Annotated in this window: 15 protein-coding genes; 10 read left to right on the top strand and 5 right to left on the bottom strand. The window is 70.8% G+C overall.

Going from position 1 to position 19,762, the window contains the following annotated elements:
• Positions 1 to 231 precede the first annotated feature (231 nt).
• Entirely contained in the window at positions 232 to 705 is a 474-nt protein-coding gene (locus MXD59_RS13150) for a hypothetical protein (RefSeq protein ID WP_248824935.1), read from the bottom strand.
• Between the two features lie 125 nt (positions 706 to 830).
• Positions 831 to 2,285 (bottom strand): M20/M25/M40 family metallo-hydrolase, encoded by a 1,455-nt coding sequence (locus MXD59_RS13145; RefSeq protein ID WP_248824934.1) that lies wholly within the window; start codon positions 2,283 to 2,285, stop codon positions 831 to 833.
• 139 nt (positions 2,286 to 2,424) lie between these two features.
• Between MXD59_RS13145 and MXD59_RS13140 the strand changes: the two genes are divergently transcribed.
• The 10 genes from MXD59_RS13140 (at position 2,425) to MXD59_RS13095 (ending at position 14,915) form a co-directional block, all read left to right on the top strand.
• A complete protein-coding gene (locus MXD59_RS13140) occupies positions 2,425 to 3,264 on the top strand; it encodes a COG4705 family protein (RefSeq protein ID WP_248824933.1) in 840 nt (279 codons plus the stop codon).
• Positions 3,261 to 3,428: a hypothetical protein gene (locus tag MXD59_RS13135; RefSeq protein WP_248824932.1), complete on the top strand. Its 168-nt coding sequence runs from the start codon at positions 3,261 to 3,263 to the stop codon at positions 3,426 to 3,428. Before MXD59_RS13140 ends, MXD59_RS13135 begins: the two co-directional genes overlap by 4 nt.
• A 178-nt stretch (positions 3,429 to 3,606) precedes the next feature.
• Entirely contained in the window at positions 3,607 to 4,443 is an 837-nt protein-coding gene (locus tag MXD59_RS13130) for an undecaprenyl-diphosphate phosphatase (RefSeq protein WP_248813998.1), read from the top strand.
• Between the two features lie 905 nt (positions 4,444 to 5,348).
• Complete coding sequence (gene pdhA / locus MXD59_RS13125; protein ID WP_248824931.1) at positions 5,349 to 6,620, top strand: pyruvate dehydrogenase (acetyl-transferring) E1 component subunit alpha; 1,272 nt, start codon at positions 5,349 to 5,351, stop codon at positions 6,618 to 6,620.
• Between the two features lie 107 nt (positions 6,621 to 6,727).
• The gene (locus MXD59_RS13120) at positions 6,728 to 7,681 is read left to right on the top strand and encodes an alpha-ketoacid dehydrogenase subunit beta (protein WP_248825055.1); all 954 of its coding nucleotides are present in this window, start codon (positions 6,728 to 6,730) and stop codon (positions 7,679 to 7,681) included.
• Positions 7,682 to 7,684: 3 nt separating this feature from the next.
• Positions 7,685 to 9,397, top strand: a complete 1,713-nt coding sequence (locus tag MXD59_RS13115; protein ID WP_248824930.1) for a dihydrolipoamide acetyltransferase family protein — start codon at positions 7,685 to 7,687, stop codon at positions 9,395 to 9,397.
• Positions 9,398 to 9,410: 13 nt separating this feature from the next.
• Positions 9,411 to 10,574 carry a prephenate dehydratase gene (pheA, locus tag MXD59_RS13110; RefSeq protein ID WP_248824929.1) on the top strand — a complete coding sequence of 388 codons (1,164 nt, stop codon included), beginning with the start codon at positions 9,411 to 9,413 and terminating at the stop codon, positions 10,572 to 10,574.
• A 748-nt stretch (positions 10,575 to 11,322) separates the two neighbouring features.
• Positions 11,323 to 12,297, top strand: coding sequence for a ParA family protein (locus MXD59_RS13105; protein WP_248824928.1), 975 nt, complete (start codon positions 11,323 to 11,325; stop codon positions 12,295 to 12,297).
• Between the two features lie 523 nt (positions 12,298 to 12,820).
• The gene (locus MXD59_RS13100) at positions 12,821 to 14,215 is read left to right on the top strand and encodes an FAD-dependent oxidoreductase (protein ID WP_248825053.1); all 1,395 of its coding nucleotides are present in this window, start codon (positions 12,821 to 12,823) and stop codon (positions 14,213 to 14,215) included.
• A gap of 277 nt (positions 14,216 to 14,492) precedes the next feature.
• Positions 14,493 to 14,915, top strand: a complete 423-nt coding sequence (locus MXD59_RS13095; RefSeq protein WP_248824927.1) for a TOBE domain-containing protein — start codon at positions 14,493 to 14,495, stop codon at positions 14,913 to 14,915.
• A gap of 87 nt (positions 14,916 to 15,002) precedes the next feature.
• On the opposite strand, the gene MXD59_RS13090 is transcribed toward MXD59_RS13095, so the two are convergent.
• The 3 genes from MXD59_RS13090 to MXD59_RS13080 all read right to left on the bottom strand — a co-directional run bounded on the left by MXD59_RS13090 (position 15,003) and on the right by MXD59_RS13080 (position 19,007).
• Positions 15,003 to 16,490 (bottom strand): class I adenylate-forming enzyme family protein, encoded by a 1,488-nt coding sequence (locus tag MXD59_RS13090; RefSeq protein ID WP_248824926.1) that lies wholly within the window; start codon positions 16,488 to 16,490, stop codon positions 15,003 to 15,005.
• A 47-nt stretch (positions 16,491 to 16,537) separates the two neighbouring features.
• Entirely contained in the window at positions 16,538 to 17,380 is an 843-nt protein-coding gene (locus MXD59_RS13085; RefSeq protein WP_248813989.1) for a mycofactocin-coupled SDR family oxidoreductase, read from the bottom strand.
• Positions 17,381 to 17,783: 403 nt separating this feature from the next.
• A complete protein-coding gene (locus MXD59_RS13080; protein ID WP_248824925.1) occupies positions 17,784 to 19,007 on the bottom strand; it encodes an ABC transporter substrate-binding protein in 1,224 nt (407 codons plus the stop codon).
• Between the last annotated feature and the right edge of the window lie 755 nt (positions 19,008 to 19,762).

The raw sequence follows: 19,762 nt of genomic DNA, 5'->3' as shown, positions 1-19,762 counted from the left end.
ACGGCTGACAGCGACGGCGGAATCGTCCTGTGGGATCTCGAGAATCCGGCCCGTCCATGCTCGTACGGCACGTTTCCCAGATCCGCTGCGGCCAAGGCACATCAGGAAGATCGGTGCGCCGGAGGAGTTTCGATATCTTGACCTCGGAACCTCCATAAGGCTCCCGCGTTCGCCGGTGGCCGACCGGGGCCATCCGAACGCCGGAGAAGGGTTCGAATTTGGGTGTCGATATCATGCGATAAAAACGATGAGTGAATCGCACGGAACCACCTTGCCAAAAACAGCCAGATCGGCCAGCAGATAACGCTTTCCATCTGCGTCGGACACCTCTCGCATTACACCCTTCTCGCTGGGGCCGACAGAACCCAGGAAGCCACTGGAAGGAAACATCGAGAACACCTTCGGGGCATCAGCTCCGTCGGCGAGTGGGCCGAACCTGAAGGTGTAGGTTCCTGGGCCGGTGACGTTCACGGGAGCCGAGGCGTACGCCCAGTCTCCGTAGTTCGCTACTTTCTCACCGCCGGGGCCCGTTTCATGGGATCGCTTGTACTCCCGGTATTCCTCGAGCTTCTGGGAGATGTCCGCCGCGGTGAGCCTCGCGCAGGCTCCGGCAGTAGCAGTGGCGGCGGGGCGCACGCTCGCGTTCTCGGAGCCCTGCCCACAGCCAGCGACCGCCATGGTGATCGCCACCGAAGTCGCGATCACCGTGAAGAGTTTCCCCGTTCTCATCCGACCCCCAGCTGACATGCGCACGGCAGGCGAAAGACAACGAGCCCACGCGGACCGCACCCGGATGGGCACGGGCCATGCGTCGCCAGCCGTCTCCAGGCTCAGGAGGCGGGGCGGGCGGCCAGGTGGGCGAGGTAGTGGGCGAACATGCGGATGCCGCCGGCGGCCTGGGTCCAGTCGTAGTGCTCGTTGGGGGCGTGGTAGCCGTGGCTGGGCAGGCTCAGGCCCATCAGGATGACGGGGGCCTTGAGGTACTGGTCCATGGTGAGGACGGCGCCGATGGAGCCGCCTTCGCGGACGAAGGCGGGGCGGCGGCCGAAGGCGTATTCGACGGCGTCCGCGGCGGCGTCGGCGTAGGGGCCGGTGCGGGGGCCGAGGTACGGGGGCATCGCGGCCTCGAGTTCCACGACGGCGTCGGGGTGGCGGGCGGTGATGAAGTCGCGGATCAGCGTGAAGACGGCCTGCGGGTCCTGATGGGGGACGATCCGGGTGCTGAGCTTCGCGGTGGCGAACGGCGGCACGATGGTCTTCACACCGGGGCCGGTGTAACCGCCGGTCAGGCCGTGCACCTCGAAGGTCGGTTCGGCCATGATGCGGCGCACGACCTCGCGGACGTCGGTGGTCCGTAGCGAGGTCAGGCCGTGGGCGGCCATGAAGGTCTCGACGTCGAAACCGGAGGCGACGAAACCGTCGAGTTCGTCGTCGGCGACGGGAGCGACGGCGTCGGCGAAACCGGGGATGAGGACCCGTCCGGTGGTGGCGTCGACGCATTCGGCGATGAGCCCGGCGAGTTCGGTGAGCGGGTTGCGGGCCGGGCCGCCGGTGAGCCCGGAATGGGTGTCGTTGTGGCCGGTGGTGAGGGTGACCTCGAAGGTGACCAGGCCGCGCAGGCCGTAGTCGATGGCCGGGCGGTCCGCGGCGATCCAGATCGAATCGGAGACCAGCACGACGTCGGTGGAAAGCCGCGGTAGTTCGGCGCGGACGAACTCCTCGAAGTTCGGACTGCCGATCTCCTCCTCGAGCTCCCAGACGAACCGGATGTTGACCGGCCATTCGTGTCCGACGGCGAACTGGGCGGCCTGCAGAGCGGTCAGCGCCGGACCCTTGTCGTCCGTGCTGCCCCGACCGGAGTAGCGGTCACCGGCGATGGTCAGGCGGAACGGTTCGGTGTGCCACTGCGCCCGGTCTGCGGGCTGGACGTCGAGATGGTTGTAGATCGTCACGGTCGGGAGGTCCGCGCCGGCGTGGTGTTCGCCGACGACGACCGGGTTGCCGGGGGTCGCCACGATCCGCGCGGACAGGCCCGCGTCGCGCAGCAGGGTAGCCGCGTGCTCGGCCGTGCGCGCGATGTCGGCGGCGCGCGCCGGATCGGCGCTGACCCCGGGGATACCGACCAGTTCGGCGAGGCGGCGCTCGAACTCCGGCCGGCTCTCGGAGACATATCCCCCGAGCCCTCGCAGCAGCGCGTCGCCACTGGCGATGGTGCCGGCGCCGGTGGCGGGGGCACTGGTGGCGGAGGCGCTGGACGGGGCATGGGGCGCGCGGCTGTCAGCCATCCGCCGATCGTACGGACCGTCGCCACACGAGCCGTCACCGAGGTTCACCGCGTCGCTCACCGTCCGCCTCACACGGTCCTCACACCGCCGCGGTGGTGTTCTCGGGGTGCCCGCGCGACCACCTCGGAAAGGTATGTGCATGCGGTCGTCCGTCTCTCGTCTACTGCCTGGTGATGAGCCCGTCGCCGCGAAGGTTCCCGAGATCACCGGCCTGTTCTGGACCATCAAGATCCTTTCTACCGGGATGGGTGAGGCCACGGCCGACTTCCTCGCGTCGGTGAACCTCGTCCTCGCCGCGGCGGTCGGACTGTGCGGGTTCGCGACCGCCCTGTGGTTGCAGTTGCGGAGCCGGCGCTACCAGGCCTCGGTCTACTGGTTCGCGGTGGTGATGCTCGCCGTGTTCGGGACGATGGCCGCCGACGGGCCGCCGATCGGGCATGTCGGCTCGACGGTGTTCTACGCCCTCGTGCTCGCCGCCGTGCTGTGGCGCTGGCACCGCACCGAGGGCACGCTGTCGATCCACTCGATTGTCACCCGTCGTCGCGAGCACTACTACTGGACGACGGTGCTCGCCACGTTCGCGCTCGGCACCGCGCTGGGCGATCTGACCGCCGACACGCTGCACCTGGGGTACCTGGCGTCCGCACTGATGTTCACCGCGATCATCGCGGTGCCGGCGTTCGCCCGGCGCTGGTACGGGCTCGGCGAGGTCGCCGCGTTCTGGGCCGCCTACGTGGTGACCCGTCCGCTGGGTGCCTCGTTCGCCGACTGGCTCGGCAAACCGGTGCACCGCCATGGCCTCGGCCTTGGGGACGGGGTGGTCAGCGCCCTCGCGACGGTGGTCATCGTCGGGCTCGTCGCCTACGCGGCCCGCACCCGCGCCGACGTCCAGGCCCCGCGGCTCGACCCGCCAGCTGGAACGACCGGGATGGCAAGGGCGACAGGGGCGGCTGGAACAGCAGGGGTGGCAGGGCTGTGACCGGGGAGTTCGCGCACGAGGTGCTGCGCCGGTACGGGTTCGGACGGGTGGTGCCGATCGACCGCTACCTCCTCCCGATCACCCTGGTCATCATCGCCATGTCGGCGATCCCCGTCCTGCGCGAGTACCGATCCGGACGGCGCGCGGCGCGCCCGCGCGGCTGAGGGCGCCCCCGCGAGGTGACCCGCGGCTCGGACGCGTACGCACGGTGTTCTACTGTGCGGATCGCAGCAGACCATCCCGGGGCAGACGGGTCGGGTCGCCGGCGTGGCGGCACCGCCCGCCCGGTCCACCGAACGCGCGGCCAGCCGCCGCGCCTGGATCCCTGAAGGTATCGATCACGTGAGCTCCATCAGCGTCGGCCAGGCCGTGCTCCTCGGCATCGTCGAGGGCCTGACCGAATTCCTCCCGGTCTCCTCGACCGGCCACCTGAAGATCACCGAAGGTCTGCTGGGCATCAAGGTGGACGACAAGGCGGTCGTCGGATTCACCGCCGTGATCCAGGTCGGTGCGATCGCGGCCGTCCTGGTCTACTTCTTCAAGGACATCCGCCGCCTGGTCACCGCCTGGTTTCGCGGTCTGCGCGATCCCGCGGCCCGGCAGAACCACGACTACGCCTTCACCTGGTGGGTCATCTACGCGACGATCCCCGTCGTTCTCGTCGGCGTCGCCGCGAAACCGCTCATCGACGGTCCACTCGCCTCGTTGTGGGTGGTCGCCGCGTCACTGGTGGCCGGCAGCGGACTCATGTGGTTCGCCGACCGTTATGGCCGGCACAAGCGCGGCGAGGACGACATCAGCCTGCCCGACACCCTGATCGTGGGTTCGGCGCAGATCCTCGCCCTGCTCTTCCCCGGTTTCTCCCGCTCCGGCGCCACCATTTCCACCAGCCTCATCCGCGACCTCGACCGTGTCGCCGCGACCCGACTGTCGTTCTTCCTGTCCATTCCCACCCTGACCGGCGCTGGTCTCTACGAACTCAAGGACGCCGTCGGTGGCGGTGTCTCCGCCTTCCCGCTGGCCGTCGGCACCCTCGTCTCGTTCGTCGTCGCCTACGCCTCGATCGCGTGGCTGCTCAAGTACGTCGCCGCGCACAACTTCGACGCCTTCGTCGCCTACCGTCTCGTCATCGCCGCCCTGCTGGTCGGCCTGCTCACCACCGGCGCCCTCACCGCCTGACCCATCCCGCACCCCCGCACCCCCGCACCCCAAGCAGCACCGCAGCACCGCAGCACCGCACTCCCAGCAGCACAGCAGCACCAGATCCGGCCGAGGCCCGCGCGAGGACACGGGCACCAGGTCCCACACGGGCCTCGGCGGGACGATCCACGACGTCGAGGACGTCGCGTGGCCGGTCGGCCGCCCCGCCACCGGCGGGCACCCGATCCGCCACCGCCCTGGTTCGGCGAGTTTCCGACTATCGCGACACCGGCCGACACAAAACCAGAAAATCAATACGGGCCCGGACGATCTGATGTTCCGGCCTCGACCTTCGGACAATGGCACCTAAGGGCTCGGGCATCCGAGGTAACGGCCCGGCCGCCGTCCGCCGTGGCGACTGCCGGCGACCGCTCACGACCGGTGGACGGCACCGTTGGGCGACCGGATTGCCGACCGGTGCGCCACCCGTTAAGAAAATCCGTAGCGGAAATTCCGACGCCGGCACCGGCGCTTCCCCGGACGGGCCGTCGGCGCAGTTTTTACGGCCCGTCGAAGGTGGGTCTCCCGGCACCCTGGTTGTAGTGTCAACCTGGCGTGATTATCGCCACGGCACATTCGCCGGACGGCCGTGGAAAATCGGTCGTGACGGCCGGTCAGATCAGCTTCCGGCCGCTCGACGCCGATTCACGTCGGCGTAACCACCGACATGGAAAACAGGGGGGTACTTCGCCGGACGGACCGGCGACACCGCCCTACGGCACGCGGCGGCCGTCCTCGCGGACCGCTTACCCCGACCCGACGCGACGTCCTGACCGGCAGCTGTCGCCTCGCGTGGTCGGACGGGCGTGGTCCGGATGGGGCGGGTGCCGCGGCGTCCGTCCTGGCGTTTCTCTGATTTTCGTTGCCCAGTCCGAAGGTGGGTCATGACCATCGTCCACGACAGTGTGCCGACCGATCTTGTCGGGTCGGTGGGCCTTCGCGGCCCGCGCCGTGACCCGGCGCCGTTGCTGCCTGACGCCGAACCGTTGCAGGTGCTCGGCACCAGGGCCGCGGTGACCGGCGACCCGGACCTGGCCCTTGACCTGTATCGCCGGCTCGTCCTCGGCCGTCGCTTCAACCGGCAGGCCACCACGCTGACCCGGCAGGGTCGCCTCGCGGTGTACCCGGCGTCCACCGGGCAGGAGGCCTGCCAGGTGACGGCGGCGATGGTGCTCGCCGACCAGGACTGGCTGTTTCCCAGCTACCGGGACACCCTCGCCGTGGTGGCGCGCGGGGTGGCTCCGATCGACGCGCTGACCCTGATGCGCGGGCATTCGCACTGCGGCTACGACCCGTACGAGCATCGGATCGCGCCGCTGGCGACGCCGCTTGCCACCCAGGCCGTGCACGCCGTCGGGCTCGCCCACGCCGCCCGGTTGCGGGCTGCGGCCGACCCCCGGGCGTCCGCCGCCAACGTGGTGGCGTTGGCGCTGGTGGGTGACGGGGGGACCTCCGAAGGCGACTTCCACGAGGCCCTGAACTTCGCGGCTGTGCTGCGCGCGCCGGTGGTGTTCCTCGTGCAGAACAACGGCTATGCCATCTCGGTGCCGCTGGCCAAGCAGACGGCGGCACCGACGCTGGCGCACAAGGCCGTCGGGTACGGGATGCCCGGACGCCTCGTCGACGGCAACGACGCCCTCGCCATGCACCAGGTGCTCACCGAGTCCGTCGCGCACGCCCGGGCCGGACGCGGACCGGTGCTGGTCGAGGCCATCACCTACCGGCTGGAGGCGCACACCAACGCCGACGACGCCACCCGCTACCGCAGCACCGCCGAGGTCGACGACTGGCGGACCCGCGACCCGCTGACCCGCCTCGAAGCACACCTGCGGGCCCACGGCCAGCTCACCGACGCCACCGCCGAGCGGCTCGCGGCGCAGGCCGAGGAGCTCGCCGCCGAGATCCGCGCCCAGTTCGACGCGGCCCCCGAGCCCGACCCGCGGTCGCTGTTCGCGCACGTCTACGCGACGCCGACCAGCCAGCTGCGTGAGCAGGCCGCCGACCTGGACGCCCGGCTGGCCCTCGACGCCGAGTTCGCCGCCGACAACTCCCACAGCTTCGACCACACCGACCACACCGACCATGCCGACCACGCCGCTGAGGGCGCTGGCGGCCAGCTGGACCGTGACCACGACGGTAGGGGGGACCTCCGATGAGCGGCGCCGCGGCAGTGACCTCGGAGCCGGCCAGGACGCCGGCCAGGACGCCGGCGGGGAGGCCGGTCGGGTTGCCCGCGGGCGAGCCGGCGGCGACGTCCATGACGATGGTCAAGGCGCTCAACCTGGCGCTGCGCGACAGCCTGCGGGACGACCCGACGGTGCACATCCTCGGCGAGGACGTCGGGGCGCTCGGCGGTGTCTTCCGGGTCACCGACGGCCTGGCCGCCGAGTTCGGCCCGGACCGCTGCCTGGACACGCCGCTGGCCGAGGCCGGCATCCTGGGCACCGCCATCGGCATGGCCATGTACGGGCTGCGCCCGGTGGTGGAGATGCAGTTCGACGCGTTCGCCTACCCGGCGTTCGAGCAGCTCTTCTCGCATGTGGCCAAGATGCGCAACCGCACCGGTGGACGGATGGCCCTGCCGATCACCATCCGGGTGCCCTACGGCGGTGGGGTCGGCGGGGTCGAGCACCACAGTGACTCCAGCGAGGCGTACTACGCGCACACACCGGGTCTGCACGTGGTCACCCCGGCGACGGTCGCCGACAGCTACGGCCTGCTGCGCGCCGCGATCGCCTCGGACGACCCGGTCATCTTCTGCGAACCCAAGCGCCTGTACTGGACGACCGCCCCCCTCGAGGAGACCGCGCCGATCGGACGGGCGGTGGTGCGCCGAACCGGGACGTCCGCCACGTTGCTGACCTACGGACCGAGCCTGCCGATCTGCCTGGAGGCGGCGCGGGCCGCCGAGGAGGAGGGCTTCGACCTCGCCGTGGTCGACCTGCGGTCGCTGGTGCCCTTCGACGACGAGACGGTCAGCGCCGCGGTGCGGGCCACCGGACGCGCCATCGTCGTGCACGAGGCCAGCGGCTTCGGCGGGATCGGCGCGGAGATCGCCGCCCGGGTCACCGAGCGTTGCTTCCACCAGCTCGCCGCCCCCGTCCTGCGCGTCACCGGCTACGACATCCCGTATCCCCCGCCAATGCTCGAGAAGCACCATCTGCCCAGCGTCGACCGCATCCTGGATGCCGTCGCCCGACTTCAATGGGAGCAGTAGCCCGTGCCCGCGGTTCGCGAGTTCCCCCTGCCCGACCTCGGTGAGGGCCTGGTGTCCGCCGAGGTGGTCCGCTGGTTCGTCCAGGTCGGGGACGTCATCACCATCGACCAGCCCGTCGCCGAGGTCGAGACCGCCAAGGCCGTCGTCGAGGTCCCCTGCCCGTACGCCGGCGTCGTCACCTCCCTCGCGGGCCCCGCCGGCACCGGCGTCCTCGTCGGCGCCCCCCTGATCACCATCGCCACCCCCGCCCCGGACGGCACCCCCGGCCCGACCAGCACCACTGGCCCGACCGGCACCAGTAGCCTGCCCGGCACCAGTAGCCCGGACGGCACCGCTGGCCCGGACGGACCAGGGCGTGCGCGTGGCCTGAAGCTCCACCCGTCCGCCGAGAGCCCGGACGGGCCAGGCAACATCCTGGTCGGGTACGGCGTGAGCACCGAGCCCGACCGGCGCCGCCCGCGGCGTCGACGTCCCGTCAGCGCCGACAGCGGTGTCGGTCGCAGCACGGTCATCCCGATCCCCCGGCCCGAGGTCACCCTCCGCCCCGGCCACCACGGCACGCTCCCCGGCACCCACCCCGCCAGCGCCCAGAGCACCGGTGCCCAGACCACCGGTGCCCAGACCACGGACAGCCAGACCGCCGACGCTCGGTTCGCCGCGGCGGGACGGTCCGCCGTGGCGGTGGACGCCGGCGGCTCCCGGACCGGGCGTGCCGGGTCGCTCTCGGTCGTCTCGCCATTGGTGCGCCGGCTGGCCCGCGACCACGACGTCGACCTGCGGACGCTGCACGGCAGCGGACCCAGCGGCCTGATCATGCGCCGCGACGTCGAGGGCGCCATCGCCGCCCCGCGGCCCCGGCCCGCCCCCGACGCACCCCTCCCACCACCCCTCGCACCCCTGGCACCCCTGGCACCCCTGGCACCGGCAGCAGCGCTCGCGCCCGCGGTGCCGATCGCGGCGCCGTTGTCGGCCGCGGCCTCGCCGGTCACGGCGGTGCGTGGCCCGATCGGGCCGGACGGCGTGGAGACGTTCGACGTGCTGCGGCGGCGGGCGGCGCAGGTGTACCGGCGCAGTCGCCGCGAGGTGCCCGACACGACCTGCTGGGTGGACGCGGACGCCACCGCCCTGCTCGCGGCGAAGGACACGCTCAACGCGGGCGGCGCCGAGCCGCGCATCGGACTGCTGGCGATCCTCGCCCGGGTGTGCGTCGCGGCCCTGCTGCGGGCACCGGAGCTGAACTCGTCCGTTGTCACCGACGACGACGGTGAGGCGACGGGCATCCGCCACCACGACGGCGTCCACCTCGGCTTCGCCGCCCAGACCCCACGTGGCCTCACGGTCCCGGTCGTCCGCGACGCCCACCGGCGCACCACCGCCGAACTCGCCACCGAGATCACCCGCCTGACGGGGGCGGCCCGCGCCGGTCGGCTCACCCCGGCCGAGCTCACCGGCGGGACGTTCACGCTGAACAACTACGGCGTGTTCGGTGTCGACGGGGCCACGCCGATCATCGCCCCTCCGCAGACGTCGATGCTCGGTGTCGGACGAATCCTCGAGCGACCCTGGGTGGTGCGGGGAGCACTGGCCGTCCGCAGCGTCGTGCAGCTGTCGTTCACCTTCGATCACCGGGTGTGTGACGGTGCGACGGCCGGGGCGTTCCTGCGCTTCGTCGCCGATGCCACCGAGGACCCGACGGCGCTCCTGCGTCACCTGTGACCCGCGGTTCCCGATGACCAGCTCCGAGCAGTCCGTCGATCACCTGCCGTCCGTGCCCTACCTCCTGTCCGTGACGCCCGCGGGCGCCGCCCGTTCCACAAGGAGGTCTGCCGTGCCCGTGCGGGCCCGTTATACCTATCTCGGCCCCGAGGGGACCTTCAGCGAGATCGCCCTACGGACGCTGCCCGAGGTGGCGAACGCCGACCTCATCCCGTCCACGTCGGTCACCGCCGCCCTGGACGCGGTGCGCTGCGGGGAGGCCAGCGGCGCCCTGGTCCCCATCGAGAACTCCGTCGAAGGCGCCGTCACCACCACCCTGGACGAACTCGCCACCGGCCAGCCCCTGCTGATCGACCGGGAGGTGGTGCTGCCGATCAGCTTCGCGCTGCTGGTCCGCCCGGGCACCCGGCTGGACGAGATCAAGACCGTCACCGGCCATCCTGTCGCGCAGGCCCAGGTCCGCCGCTGGCTGGCCACCTACCTGCCGTACGCCGAGTGGGAGTCCGCCGCCTCCAACGCCGAAGGTGCCCGTCTGGTCCGCGACGGCCGCTTCGACTGCGCCTTCGCCGGCGCGTTCGCCGCCCGCCGCTACGGCCTCGAGGCGCTGCTCACCGACATCAACGACGTCGCCGGCGCCACCACCCGCTTCGTCCTGGTCGCCCGGCCCGGACCCCTCGGCCTGCCCACCCGCGCGGACAAGACCTCCGCCGTGGCCTGGCTCGCCCACAACCATCCCGGTGCGCTGCTCGAACTGCTGCAGGAATGGTCCGTGCGGGGGGTGAACCTGCTGCGGATCGAATCCCGTCCCACCGGTGAGGGCCTCGGCCAGTACTGCTTCTCCTTCGACGCCGAAGGCCACGCCAGCGACCGTCGGGTCGCCGAGGCGCTCATGGGCCTGCACCGGCTGTGCCCGAAGGTCCGTTTCCTCGGCTCCTACCCGCGGGCCGGCGAGTCCCGCCCCCGGCCCCGGCCACGCCCACGCCCCTGGCCGCAGGGTCGCGCGATGGGTGCGACGACGGTCCCGGCCCTGGGTCCGGCCGGTGTGCCGGCGAGGGGGGCGGTGCCGGGTCCGCGAGACCCCGACCATGACGACGATCCGGCCTACACGCGCGCCGCGGCCTGGCTGGCCCGTTGCCTCGACGGCCCCGAGGCCGCCAATCCCCGCGAAGCCGCCTGACCCTCTGGTGGGATGCCCGTGCGGGCCATCCACCCGCGTCCGCCCATCCGAGCCATCCAGGTGACGCGCACATCCTCGCTCACCCGGTCAGGGGCACCTTCGTCCGCCCAGACGGGGAGGACCTCCGTCCACCCCCGCACGCACTGAGCACCGATCCGCACGGCCGGCTCCCCCGTCCCCGCGTCACCCGCTCCACCCCGCGCCGCTCGTGCCGCGCCGCGGCCGATCCAGGTCACTCCTAGTGGATCTTCGGCCGCACCCGTCGTCCACGTGCTGTCCTCACGCAACCACCAGGCGTGCCCCTGGCGGCGTCATCGCTGCCAGGGGCTGCGCCCAGTGACGGAGCTGGACGAAGGGTCGGCGACCTGCCTCCCGCGCCAGCGAACGCCCCTACACCTCCAGGCGATAACTCTGGGTTATCAGAGGGGTGCATTCGACTCTGCCATCCGGCGATGTCGAGGTCGCAGAAGACCGCATCGACGCGACGAATGCTCCGGGACGGATACCGCCGGGACGACCGAAGGCCGGGTGGGGTCCGGCCCGGGAGACGCCGGTGAGGCGAGGGCGGACGGGGGCCGCGGGCCGGGGAGGTGGGGGGCGGGCGGCGGGGTAGGGCGGGCGTGGATGACAGGGTGACAGAACGGGCCGATCAGGGCATCGCCGTAGTCTGCTTGTGAGCCGTGCACGGATGGGATGACCGTTTGGCCGCTGATGAGCTGACGAGCCGAGGTAGTGAAGTGAGGATGCCGTGAAGGTGGTGGCGGTCGCCAGTTACAAGGGTGGGGTGGGCAAGACGACGCTCACGGCCAACATCGGGACGGCGATCGCGCGGCTCGGCAAGCGGGTGCTGATGGTGGATCTGGACCCGCAGGCGAACCTGACCTTCTCCTTCTACCGGCCGCAGGTCTGGCGCACGGAACTGGCCGATCAGCGACGCACGGTCAAGGCGTGGTTCGAGACCTGGCGGCCGGACACCACGGCGCCGTCGTTGCAGGGGTACATCACGACGCCGCCCGAGGCGGCCGAGGCGATCAGCGCGGGCGGCGGGCAGCTGGACCTGATCGCGTCCCATCTGGCGCTCGGCGACGTCGAGATGGATCTGACCGCACGTCTTGGCGGGGCGCAGGCGCATCGCTCGACCCGGCACTACTTCGACGTCTACCAGCGGCTGTCCCACGGGCTCGAGTCGCTGGACGCCGACGCCTACGATCTGGTGGTGATCGACTGCCCGCCGCACTTCGGCGTCGTCACGAGGGCGGCGATCGCGGCGTGCGACCATGTGCTGATTCCGGCGCGTCCCGACCTGCTCTCCACCCTCGGGATCGAGCACATGCTGGGCAAGCTCAGCCGGTTCGTCTGGGAGTTCAACCGGGTCGCCGAGCTGCAGTCGGGACTGCGTCCGGCGGTCAAGAAGCTCGACCCGCGGGTGCTCGGTGTCGTGCTCATCATGGTGCAGTACTACCGGGGACGGCCCACGAGCTTCCTGCGCCGGCACATCGACCAGATCGACGAGCTCGGCGTGCCGGTGTTCACCGCGATGCTGCGGGCGAGCAACCGGGCGTTCGCCGGCAGCGCCGACGCGCAGCTGCCCGCGGTGCTGTCGATGGAGACGCCGTACGAGGTCGCCCGGGAGCTCGTCGACCTGGTGGAGGAGTTCCTGCGCCGGCTCGGTGCCTCCGGTCTCGGCTCCGAGGGCCTGCGCGGCTGGCGCGGCGACATCTGACCCCGAACGGCTGGACCCCGAACGGCTGGACCCCGAACGGCTGGACCCGGGCTGCTTCCCGAGTGCGGGTCGGGTGGACGCGCGGCCGGTGACAGGTGCTGTCCTTGCGTCACGTAGTTGGATTCTCTACGTTGAGGAAGGACGTTCGAACGGTCATCCCGTTCGGGCGCATCGACCGCCGACATCGACCGCCGACCGAGGAGTGTCCACGCGTTCCGTGCAGGAATCGTCGAGCGCAGGTCGGCGGGTCGAACCGGAATTCCCGGATCGTGCACCGTGTCAGGTGTTGCGGGTACGAGACGAGTGATGCCACAGAACCCCGGCGACCGACGGCATCCGCCGGTTCGGGCGCCCGAACCCGGCCGGCCGCCCACGCGCGTCCGCGAAAGCGAGCGGTGCCGGGAGAACGGGAGGAACCGTGTCCCAGGCGACCACACCCCAGTCCACCGCGGGCTCGAACACCCCTGGCTCGAACACCCCTGACGCGAAAACCGCAGGCCCGAGCACCGCGAGCCCGGCGGCCATGGCCCCGTCCCCGCGCGCGGGCAAGCCGTTGATCGTGGCGGTCGTCGGGTCGGGGCCGTCGGGGTTCTACGCGGCGAGCTCGCTGTTGGAGCAGACGGCGGTGCCGGTGCGGGTGGACATGTTCGAGCGGTTGGCGACGCCGTGGGGGCTGGTGCGTTCGGGGGTCGCGCCGGACCATCCGAAGATCAAGACGGTGTCGGGTGTGTACGAGCAGATCGCCGCGCACGCGAACTTCCGGTTCTTCGGCAACGTGCACATCGGGCGGGACATCACCCGCGAGGAGCTCACCGCCCGCTACGACGCGGTGCTCTACGCGGTCGGCACGCAGACCGACCGGCGTCTGGGCATTCCCGGTGAGGACCTGCCGGGCAGCGTGTCGGCGGTCGACTTCGTCGGCTGGTACAACGGCCATCCCGAGTACGCCGATTTCAGCTTCGACCTGAGCGGCGAGCGCGCGGTGGTGATCGGCGCGGGCAACGTGGCGCTCGACGTGGCCCGGCTGCTGTGCTCACCGGCGCAACGGCTCGGGCGCACCGACATCGCCGACCACGCGCTGACGGCGCTGCGGGACAGCAGCATCACCGAGGTCATGGTGGTCGGTCGCCGGGGCGCCGCGCAGGCCGCGTTCACCACACCCGAGCTGCGGGAGCTGCCGGAGTTCACCGAGTCCGGGGTGGACGTCGACCCGGCCGAGGTGGGGCCACAGCCCGGTGAGGAGGCGCTCTCGCGTGCCGCGAAGCGTAACCTCGCCGTCCTGCGTGGGTACGCGGACACGCCGGCGGCCCCCGGGCGGCGGCGCGTGGCGCTGCGTTTCCAGCGCACCCCACTGGAGATCCGGGGGGACGGCCGGGTGGAGGAGGTCGTGTTCGCCCGCAACGCGCTGACCGTGGGTGAGGACGGCTGGGTCGGCGCCGTCGACACCGGCGAGCGGGAGACGGTGCCGGCGAACCTGGTGCTGCGGGCCGTGGGCTACCGGGGGGTCGCCTTCGGCGGGCTGCCCTTCGACGAGCGGCGCGGGGTGATCGCGAACGAGCGGGGCCGGGTCACCGGGGCCGAACGCGAGTACGTCGCCGGCTGGATCAAGCGCGGGCCGACGGGCATCATCGGCACGAACCGCAAGTGCGCCGCCGAGACGGTGGCCCGGCTGTTCGCCGATCTCGCCGAGGGCTCGCTGCGCCGCCACGATCGTGGGGTGGCCTTCGACCACGACGTCGAGATCGTCAGCTGGCTGCTCGAACGGCAGCCGCACCTGGTCACCGAGGAGGGCTGGCAGCTCATCGACGCCGCCGAGCGGGCCGCGGGCGCCGCCAGCGGCCGGCCGCGGGTCAAGCTGGTCCTCACCGACGAACTGCTCGACATCGCCCTGGAACGCCAGTCCGTCACCCCCAGGTGACCCGTGCCGGTCTGGCACCGACGGGGGGCGGGACGCGGGGCGTCGGTCACCTTGCGCCGGACCGACGTGCGCGCTTCCGCGCTCGCGGTCGTCACGACGGTTTAATCAGCGCGAATTACGGAACAATGCCTCATCGAATTCCGCGAAGGCGGTTGGAGCATGACCGACTTCAATTGTCTTCCATACCTCATTTCGGGTTCGACCTCGTGAAGGCGACGCCCGTTCGGGGTATGACGTGTTCAGGCCCGCACGAGAAACCAGGGAATGGAGCATCACAATGAGCCTGAGCATCCGTAACCAGCTGCCCGGCACCGTCGCCGACATCACCGAAGGGGCGGTGATGAGCACCGTGACCGTCACGCTCGCCGGCGGTCAGACGGTCACCGCGGCGGTCACGGGCGCGGCCGTTGAGGACCTCGGGCTCAAGCCCGGCGCACCGGTCGAGGTGCTGGTGAAGTCCAACGAGGTGGCCCTGGCCACCGGGGACGTGTCGGGGCTGAGCATCCGCAACCAGCTGCGCGGCACGGTGGCAAGCGTCGAGTCGGGCAACGCCATGTCGGTCGCGCGGGTCACCCTCGACGGCGGCGGCGAGCTCACCTCGGCGATCACGCTGGCCTCGGTGCTCGACCTTCAGCTCGCCGCCGGTTCCGCGGTGACCGCGCTGGTCAAGTCCACCGAGGTCGCCCTGAGCACCGTCTGAGACGGCTCCCAGGCCGACAACGATCCACAGCGGCCGACAGCCGCCCCCGCCCACCGGGTTTCCGCCTGCCGGTGGGCGGGGCGCCGATCAGCCGCCGCGGGCCTTCACGAGGGCACCGCGGTTGACCTTGGTCGCCTCGCTGCGGGGGATCGCGTCGACCACCTCGACCGTCTTCGGCACCTTGTAGGCGGCGAGACGGCTCCTGGTGAAGGTGCGGATCTCCTCGGTGGTCGGCGGGGCGGCCGCGTCGGTCGGCGCGATGATCGCGTGGACGCGACGGCCCCAGCTTTCGTCGCGCAGGCCGACGACCACCACGTCCGAGACGCCGGGATGGTCGATGATCGCGGCTTCCACCTCGGCGGGGAACACGTTCGCCCCACCGGTGACGATCATGTCGACCCGACGGTCGACCAGGTAGAGGTAGCCGTCGGCGTCGAGGTAGCCGAGGTCGCCGGCGCTGGCGAAGCCGTCCGGTGTGCTGGGCAGGCGCGGTGCGTCGCCGACATAGGTGTAGGCGGGGGATGTGGCACTACGCAGGTAGATGTCGCCGATCTCGCCGAGCGGCAGCACCTCGCCGTCCGGCCCCAGCACGCGCATCTCGGTGTCGCCGAGGCCGCGTCCGACGCTGCCCTGGTGCTCGAGCCACTCGTCGCCGCGCAGCGCGGTGAGGCCGAGTGCCTCGGTCATCCCGTAGATCGAGACGATCTTCTCGGGCCCGATCAGCCCGATCCACCGGTGCATGAGCGTGCGCGGCATGAGCGCCGCACCCTGGATGATCCACTGGATGCTGGTCAGGTCACGGTCGTCGATGTCGGGCAGCGCGGCGATCCGCTGCAGCATCGTCGGCGTCGCGGTGAACGTCGAGACGCGGTAGCGCTCGATGACGTCGACGACCCGGGCCGCGTCGAACTTCTCCAGCACCACCAGCTGGTCGCCGGCGAACAGGTGCTGCAGGGGCGCGAAACCGTTGGCGTGGTACATCGGCGCCGGCACGAGGATCGTCTCCGGCCGCGGCACGGTGACCCCCCACGCCGCGATGAACGGCGTGGTCACCACCTCGCGGTAGACCGCGGGCCGCTCCATGACGATGATCTTCGGGTTGCCGGTCGAACCGCTGCTGCAGATGCCCTGCACCCGTGGGGAGACCTGGTCGGGCAGGTCCGGTACCGGGGCGTTCTCGGTCTCGTCGATCCAGCCGAGATCGGCCGCACCGAGGAACACCCGTCCGTTGATCGCTTCCTTGACCCGCTCGAGTTCCCAGTCGGGTACGTCCCAGCGCACCGGTACCGGAGTGGCACCGAGCTTCCAGGTCGCCAGCGCCGCCAGCACCAGCTGCGGGGAGTTGCGCAGCCCGAGTGCGACCACATCGCCGGAGACCACGCCCCGTTCGGCGAGCGCGGCGGCGAGCTGGGACGAGCGCCGGTTCAGCTCGGCGTAGCTGAACGCGGGCTCACTACCGTCCAGGGCGATGAACCGCAGCCCGATGTCATCCGGCCGCTCGGCGGCGAGCTGCCGCAGCTTCGCCGGCAGCGACAGCGGGGCGTCGGCTGGCGCGCCCCCTTGGTCGACGGTCACTGTCACGTCCTCCACATGTGTTCAGACGATCAGATCTGTGGGACGAGTCAGGGAGTGGTGACACCGGCGTCGACCGGCAGGGTGATCCCGGTGACGGCGCGGGCGTCGTCGGAGACGAGCCAGGCGATCGCGTTGCTCACGTCCTGCGACTGCAGGATGTTGATCGGCAGCAGCCGAGGGGAGATCGACACGACCGTGGCGTTCTCGCCGCTGTTGTAGAACTCCTCGAACTCGGGGTTGATGACCATCGGGGTGGCCACACCCATCGGGTGCACCGAGTTGACCCGGATGCTGTGCTTGCCCAGGTACTTCGCGTAGCCGCGGACCAGGCCGACGACGCCGTGCTTGGCGGCGTTGTAGCCGGCGATGCCGCCGGTGCCGTCGAGCATGCCGGACAGGCCGGCGGTGGAGCTGGTGACGACGATCGAACCGCCGTTACCCGCCTCGATCATCAGCGGGTAGGTGACCCGGATCGTGTTGAACACCCCGGTCAGCATGACGCCGACCGCGTCACCCCAGTTGTGCGAGGCGGTCTCGAGCGACTCGTCCGCCGTGGAGATGTGCATGATGCCGGCGTTGGCGAGCACGATGTCGAGCCGGCCGAACTCGGCGATCGTCTGCTTGGCCGCGCGGTCGAGGGCGTCGATGTCGCGCACGTCGGCGACGATCGGCAGGCAGCGCCCGCCCTCGGCCTCGACCAGCGCGACCGTCTCGTCCAGATCCTCCTTGGACGCGAGCTTGTACTTGATGCTGTCGATCTGGGCGGCGAGGTCGATCGCCACGATGTCCGCCCCAGCCCGCGCCAGCGTCACCGCGTGCGACCGGCCCTGGCCGCGAGCGGCCCCCGTGATGTAAGCGACCTTTCCTGCCAGCCGGCCATCCCTCGACATGTGCACGCGCCTTCCTTGCCATACGGCCCTTGGGCACAGACGGTGCCCGGACAGGATTGCCTGCACGTCGCCTCGACAGGGCCGCCGCCGCACAGCCCCGCCAGAGGCCCGCGAGGGCGAAGGGCAGACGCGCTGCGCAACTGATCGACGCGCCTCGCGTTACCATCCCACCCAGGGTGCTACGTCAACTACTGTCAATCACGTACAGGTGGTTCGCGAGGATAATTTCAGATCACATTTTGGCGGGCAACTTTTCCTGACGTTCCTCGGCATCCCCACACGCACGGGGCGGAAGGTCGGCGGTGACGCCCGCCGACCTTCCGCCCCTACTGCCTGTGACACTCTGCCTGTGACACTCTGCCTGTGACACTGGCCGCCAGCCGCCGGGGTCGGCGGCCCACGGTCAGGAGGTGGCGAGCACCTTGTAGTCGGTCGGCTTGCCCTTGTCGTCAAGCTTGGTGGTCAGGGCGCCACGCAGGCAGACCGCCGGGTAGTTCGGCTCGAGCTTGCCGCTGCACTGGAACTTCTGGCCGCCGCTAGCGGGCAGCTCCGACTCCGGCATGCTCCTGATCGCGGAGGTGACCGCGGCGGGGGTGACGTCGCCCTTGAGGCCCGCGACCGCCGTCTGGAAGCCGGAGAAGGTCATGAACATGCTCAGACCGGTCACCGAGTTCGGGTCGACCGACTTGCCGTACGTGCTGAGGACCGCGTCGTAGAGCCGGGTCGAGGGGTTGTCCGTCCCGAACGGCACGGTGCCGACGATGGACGTGCCCTTCAGCCCACCGGTGACCGCCTTGCGGATCGCGTCGGAGGCGCAGATCCCGATGGCCCCGACCGGCCCGGTGAAGCCGACCGTGCGCAGCCCGTTGAGCGCGGCGATGCAGAATCCCTCGCTGCCCAGGATGAACGCGGCGGAGTCGCTACCGGCGAGCTTCTGCAGCTGCGGGGACATGTCCGCGGTGCCCAGCGGGACGGGCAGCAGGGTGAGCTGGACCCCGGCCTCACTGGCGATCTTCGGCCCGTCGGCCTTGAACGACCCGAGCGCCGGCGGCACGTCGATGACGATCGCCGTGACCTTCTTCAGACCGTTCGACTTGGCGAGGTCCACGGCCGCGCGCACCTGCGCGGTCGGGTCGCCGAGCGAGAAGGTCGAGGTCGGGTCCGTCAGCAGCGACGCGGTGTTCGCCGCATAGACGAAGAAGGGGACGTGCGCGGCGTGCACGGGCTGCCAGGCCGCGTCGGCGACCGACGACTGCCCGACGACGACCGCCGCCACCTTCTCCTCGACCATCTGGTTACCGCAGTCGGTGGCCTTGGCCGCGTCGTTCTGCGTCTCGCACCTGACGAGCTGGATCGGCCGGCCGGCGATGCCGCCCTTGCGCTCGTTGAGGTACTTCACCGTGGCTTCGGTGACGGGCCCCTCGATCGACGTGTCCGAGGACGGCCCCTTGCCGTCCGAGATCAGGCCGATCTTGACCGGAGCGCCAGCGGCCTTGTTGACCGGGCCTAACACCGTCGCCGCGTTGGCGGTCGACGTCCCACCCGAACCCGACGTGCTGCTCGTGTCGTCACTGCCACTGCTGCCACAGCCGGCGGCGAGCAGGACGAGCGCGCTGAGCGTCGACACCGCCGCAAGGCTCGTGGAGCGGACCGAGCGGCTACGCCACCCGCCCACCCCGGACGTTTCCCGCTGCATATCTGGTGTACCTCCGTGGTGTCGTCCCGGGCCGCGCTCCCATGGCGCGCCCAGAGCAGAACTACAAAAAGCGACAAAAAATTACTTAGAGTGACTTCAGTGGACTGTGGGCGGCCGCGGGCTCCCTGCGGTTCGCCCCTTGACCCGTGATCGCGCAGGCCTACGTCAGGAACGGCGGATATCCCACCGTCGACGCACCGCTCATGGCGGCCCGCCAGGGAAGTACCGATGTGGGACGAGCCCTGAGCCAGCGACCCGCGAGCCACTGGCACGACCGCACCCGTGGCTACCACGCCGGCCGCCGGGGCTGATGACGCCCCGGCCTGTTCTGGCCGGGCGAAGATGTGAACTATCCGGAGTCGCCCCAGGTCATGCGCATGCGCCCCTCTCCGCACACCGCATGCGAGCCGCCGCGGTCAGAACGGTTCCGTCGATCGACATGCCCGGGTCCGGGAGCGGAGTGCGGGCCTGCCCATGGTGCAGGCGCCCCCCGTCGACGTGGGGCGCCTGGTGTGACGCCCACCTCCATGCGATGTGCCAGACTATTGCCTAACTTAACGCCGTTCGCAAGTGAAGTTCGCAAGAGACTCGCCGCCGGACGAATCCCATCCACCGGGACGTCCACACCTCTACGACACGGCACGCACTCTTTACACAGAGCAACCTTGCCGCCCGGGAAGCTCGCG

The sequence above is a fragment of the Frankia umida genome, from assembly GCF_023242945.1.
GTDB classification, from domain to species: Bacteria; Actinomycetota; Actinomycetes; order Frankiales; family Frankiaceae; genus Frankia; species Frankia umida.
This window is presented reverse-complemented; position numbering and strand designations above follow the sequence as displayed.

What these genes read in the sequence shown, in the direction of transcription:
- pdhA (WP_248824931.1), top strand. Translation starts at nt 5,349, where the DNA reads ATGACCATCGTCCACGACAGTGTGCCGACCGATCTTGTCGGGTCGGTG.
- MXD59_RS13140 (WP_248824933.1), top strand. Translation starts at nt 2,425, where the DNA reads ATGCGGTCGTCCGTCTCTCGTCTACTGCCTGGTGATGAGCCCGTCGCC.
- MXD59_RS13120 (WP_248825055.1), top strand. Translation starts at nt 6,728, where the DNA reads ATGGTCAAGGCGCTCAACCTGGCGCTGCGCGACAGCCTGCGGGACGAC.
- MXD59_RS13145 (WP_248824934.1), bottom strand. Translation starts at nt 2,285, where the DNA reads ATGGCTGACAGCCGCGCGCCCCATGCCCCGTCCAGCGCCTCCGCCACC.
- pheA (WP_248824929.1), top strand. Translation starts at nt 9,411, where the DNA reads ATGACCAGCTCCGAGCAGTCCGTCGATCACCTGCCGTCCGTGCCCTAC.
- MXD59_RS13095 (WP_248824927.1), top strand. Translation starts at nt 14,493, where the DNA reads ATGAGCCTGAGCATCCGTAACCAGCTGCCCGGCACCGTCGCCGACATC.
- MXD59_RS13100 (WP_248825053.1), top strand. Translation starts at nt 12,821, where the DNA reads ATGGCCCCGTCCCCGCGCGCGGGCAAGCCGTTGATCGTGGCGGTCGTC.
- MXD59_RS13085 (WP_248813989.1), bottom strand. Translation starts at nt 17,380, where the DNA reads ATGTCGAGGGATGGCCGGCTGGCAGGAAAGGTCGCTTACATCACGGGG.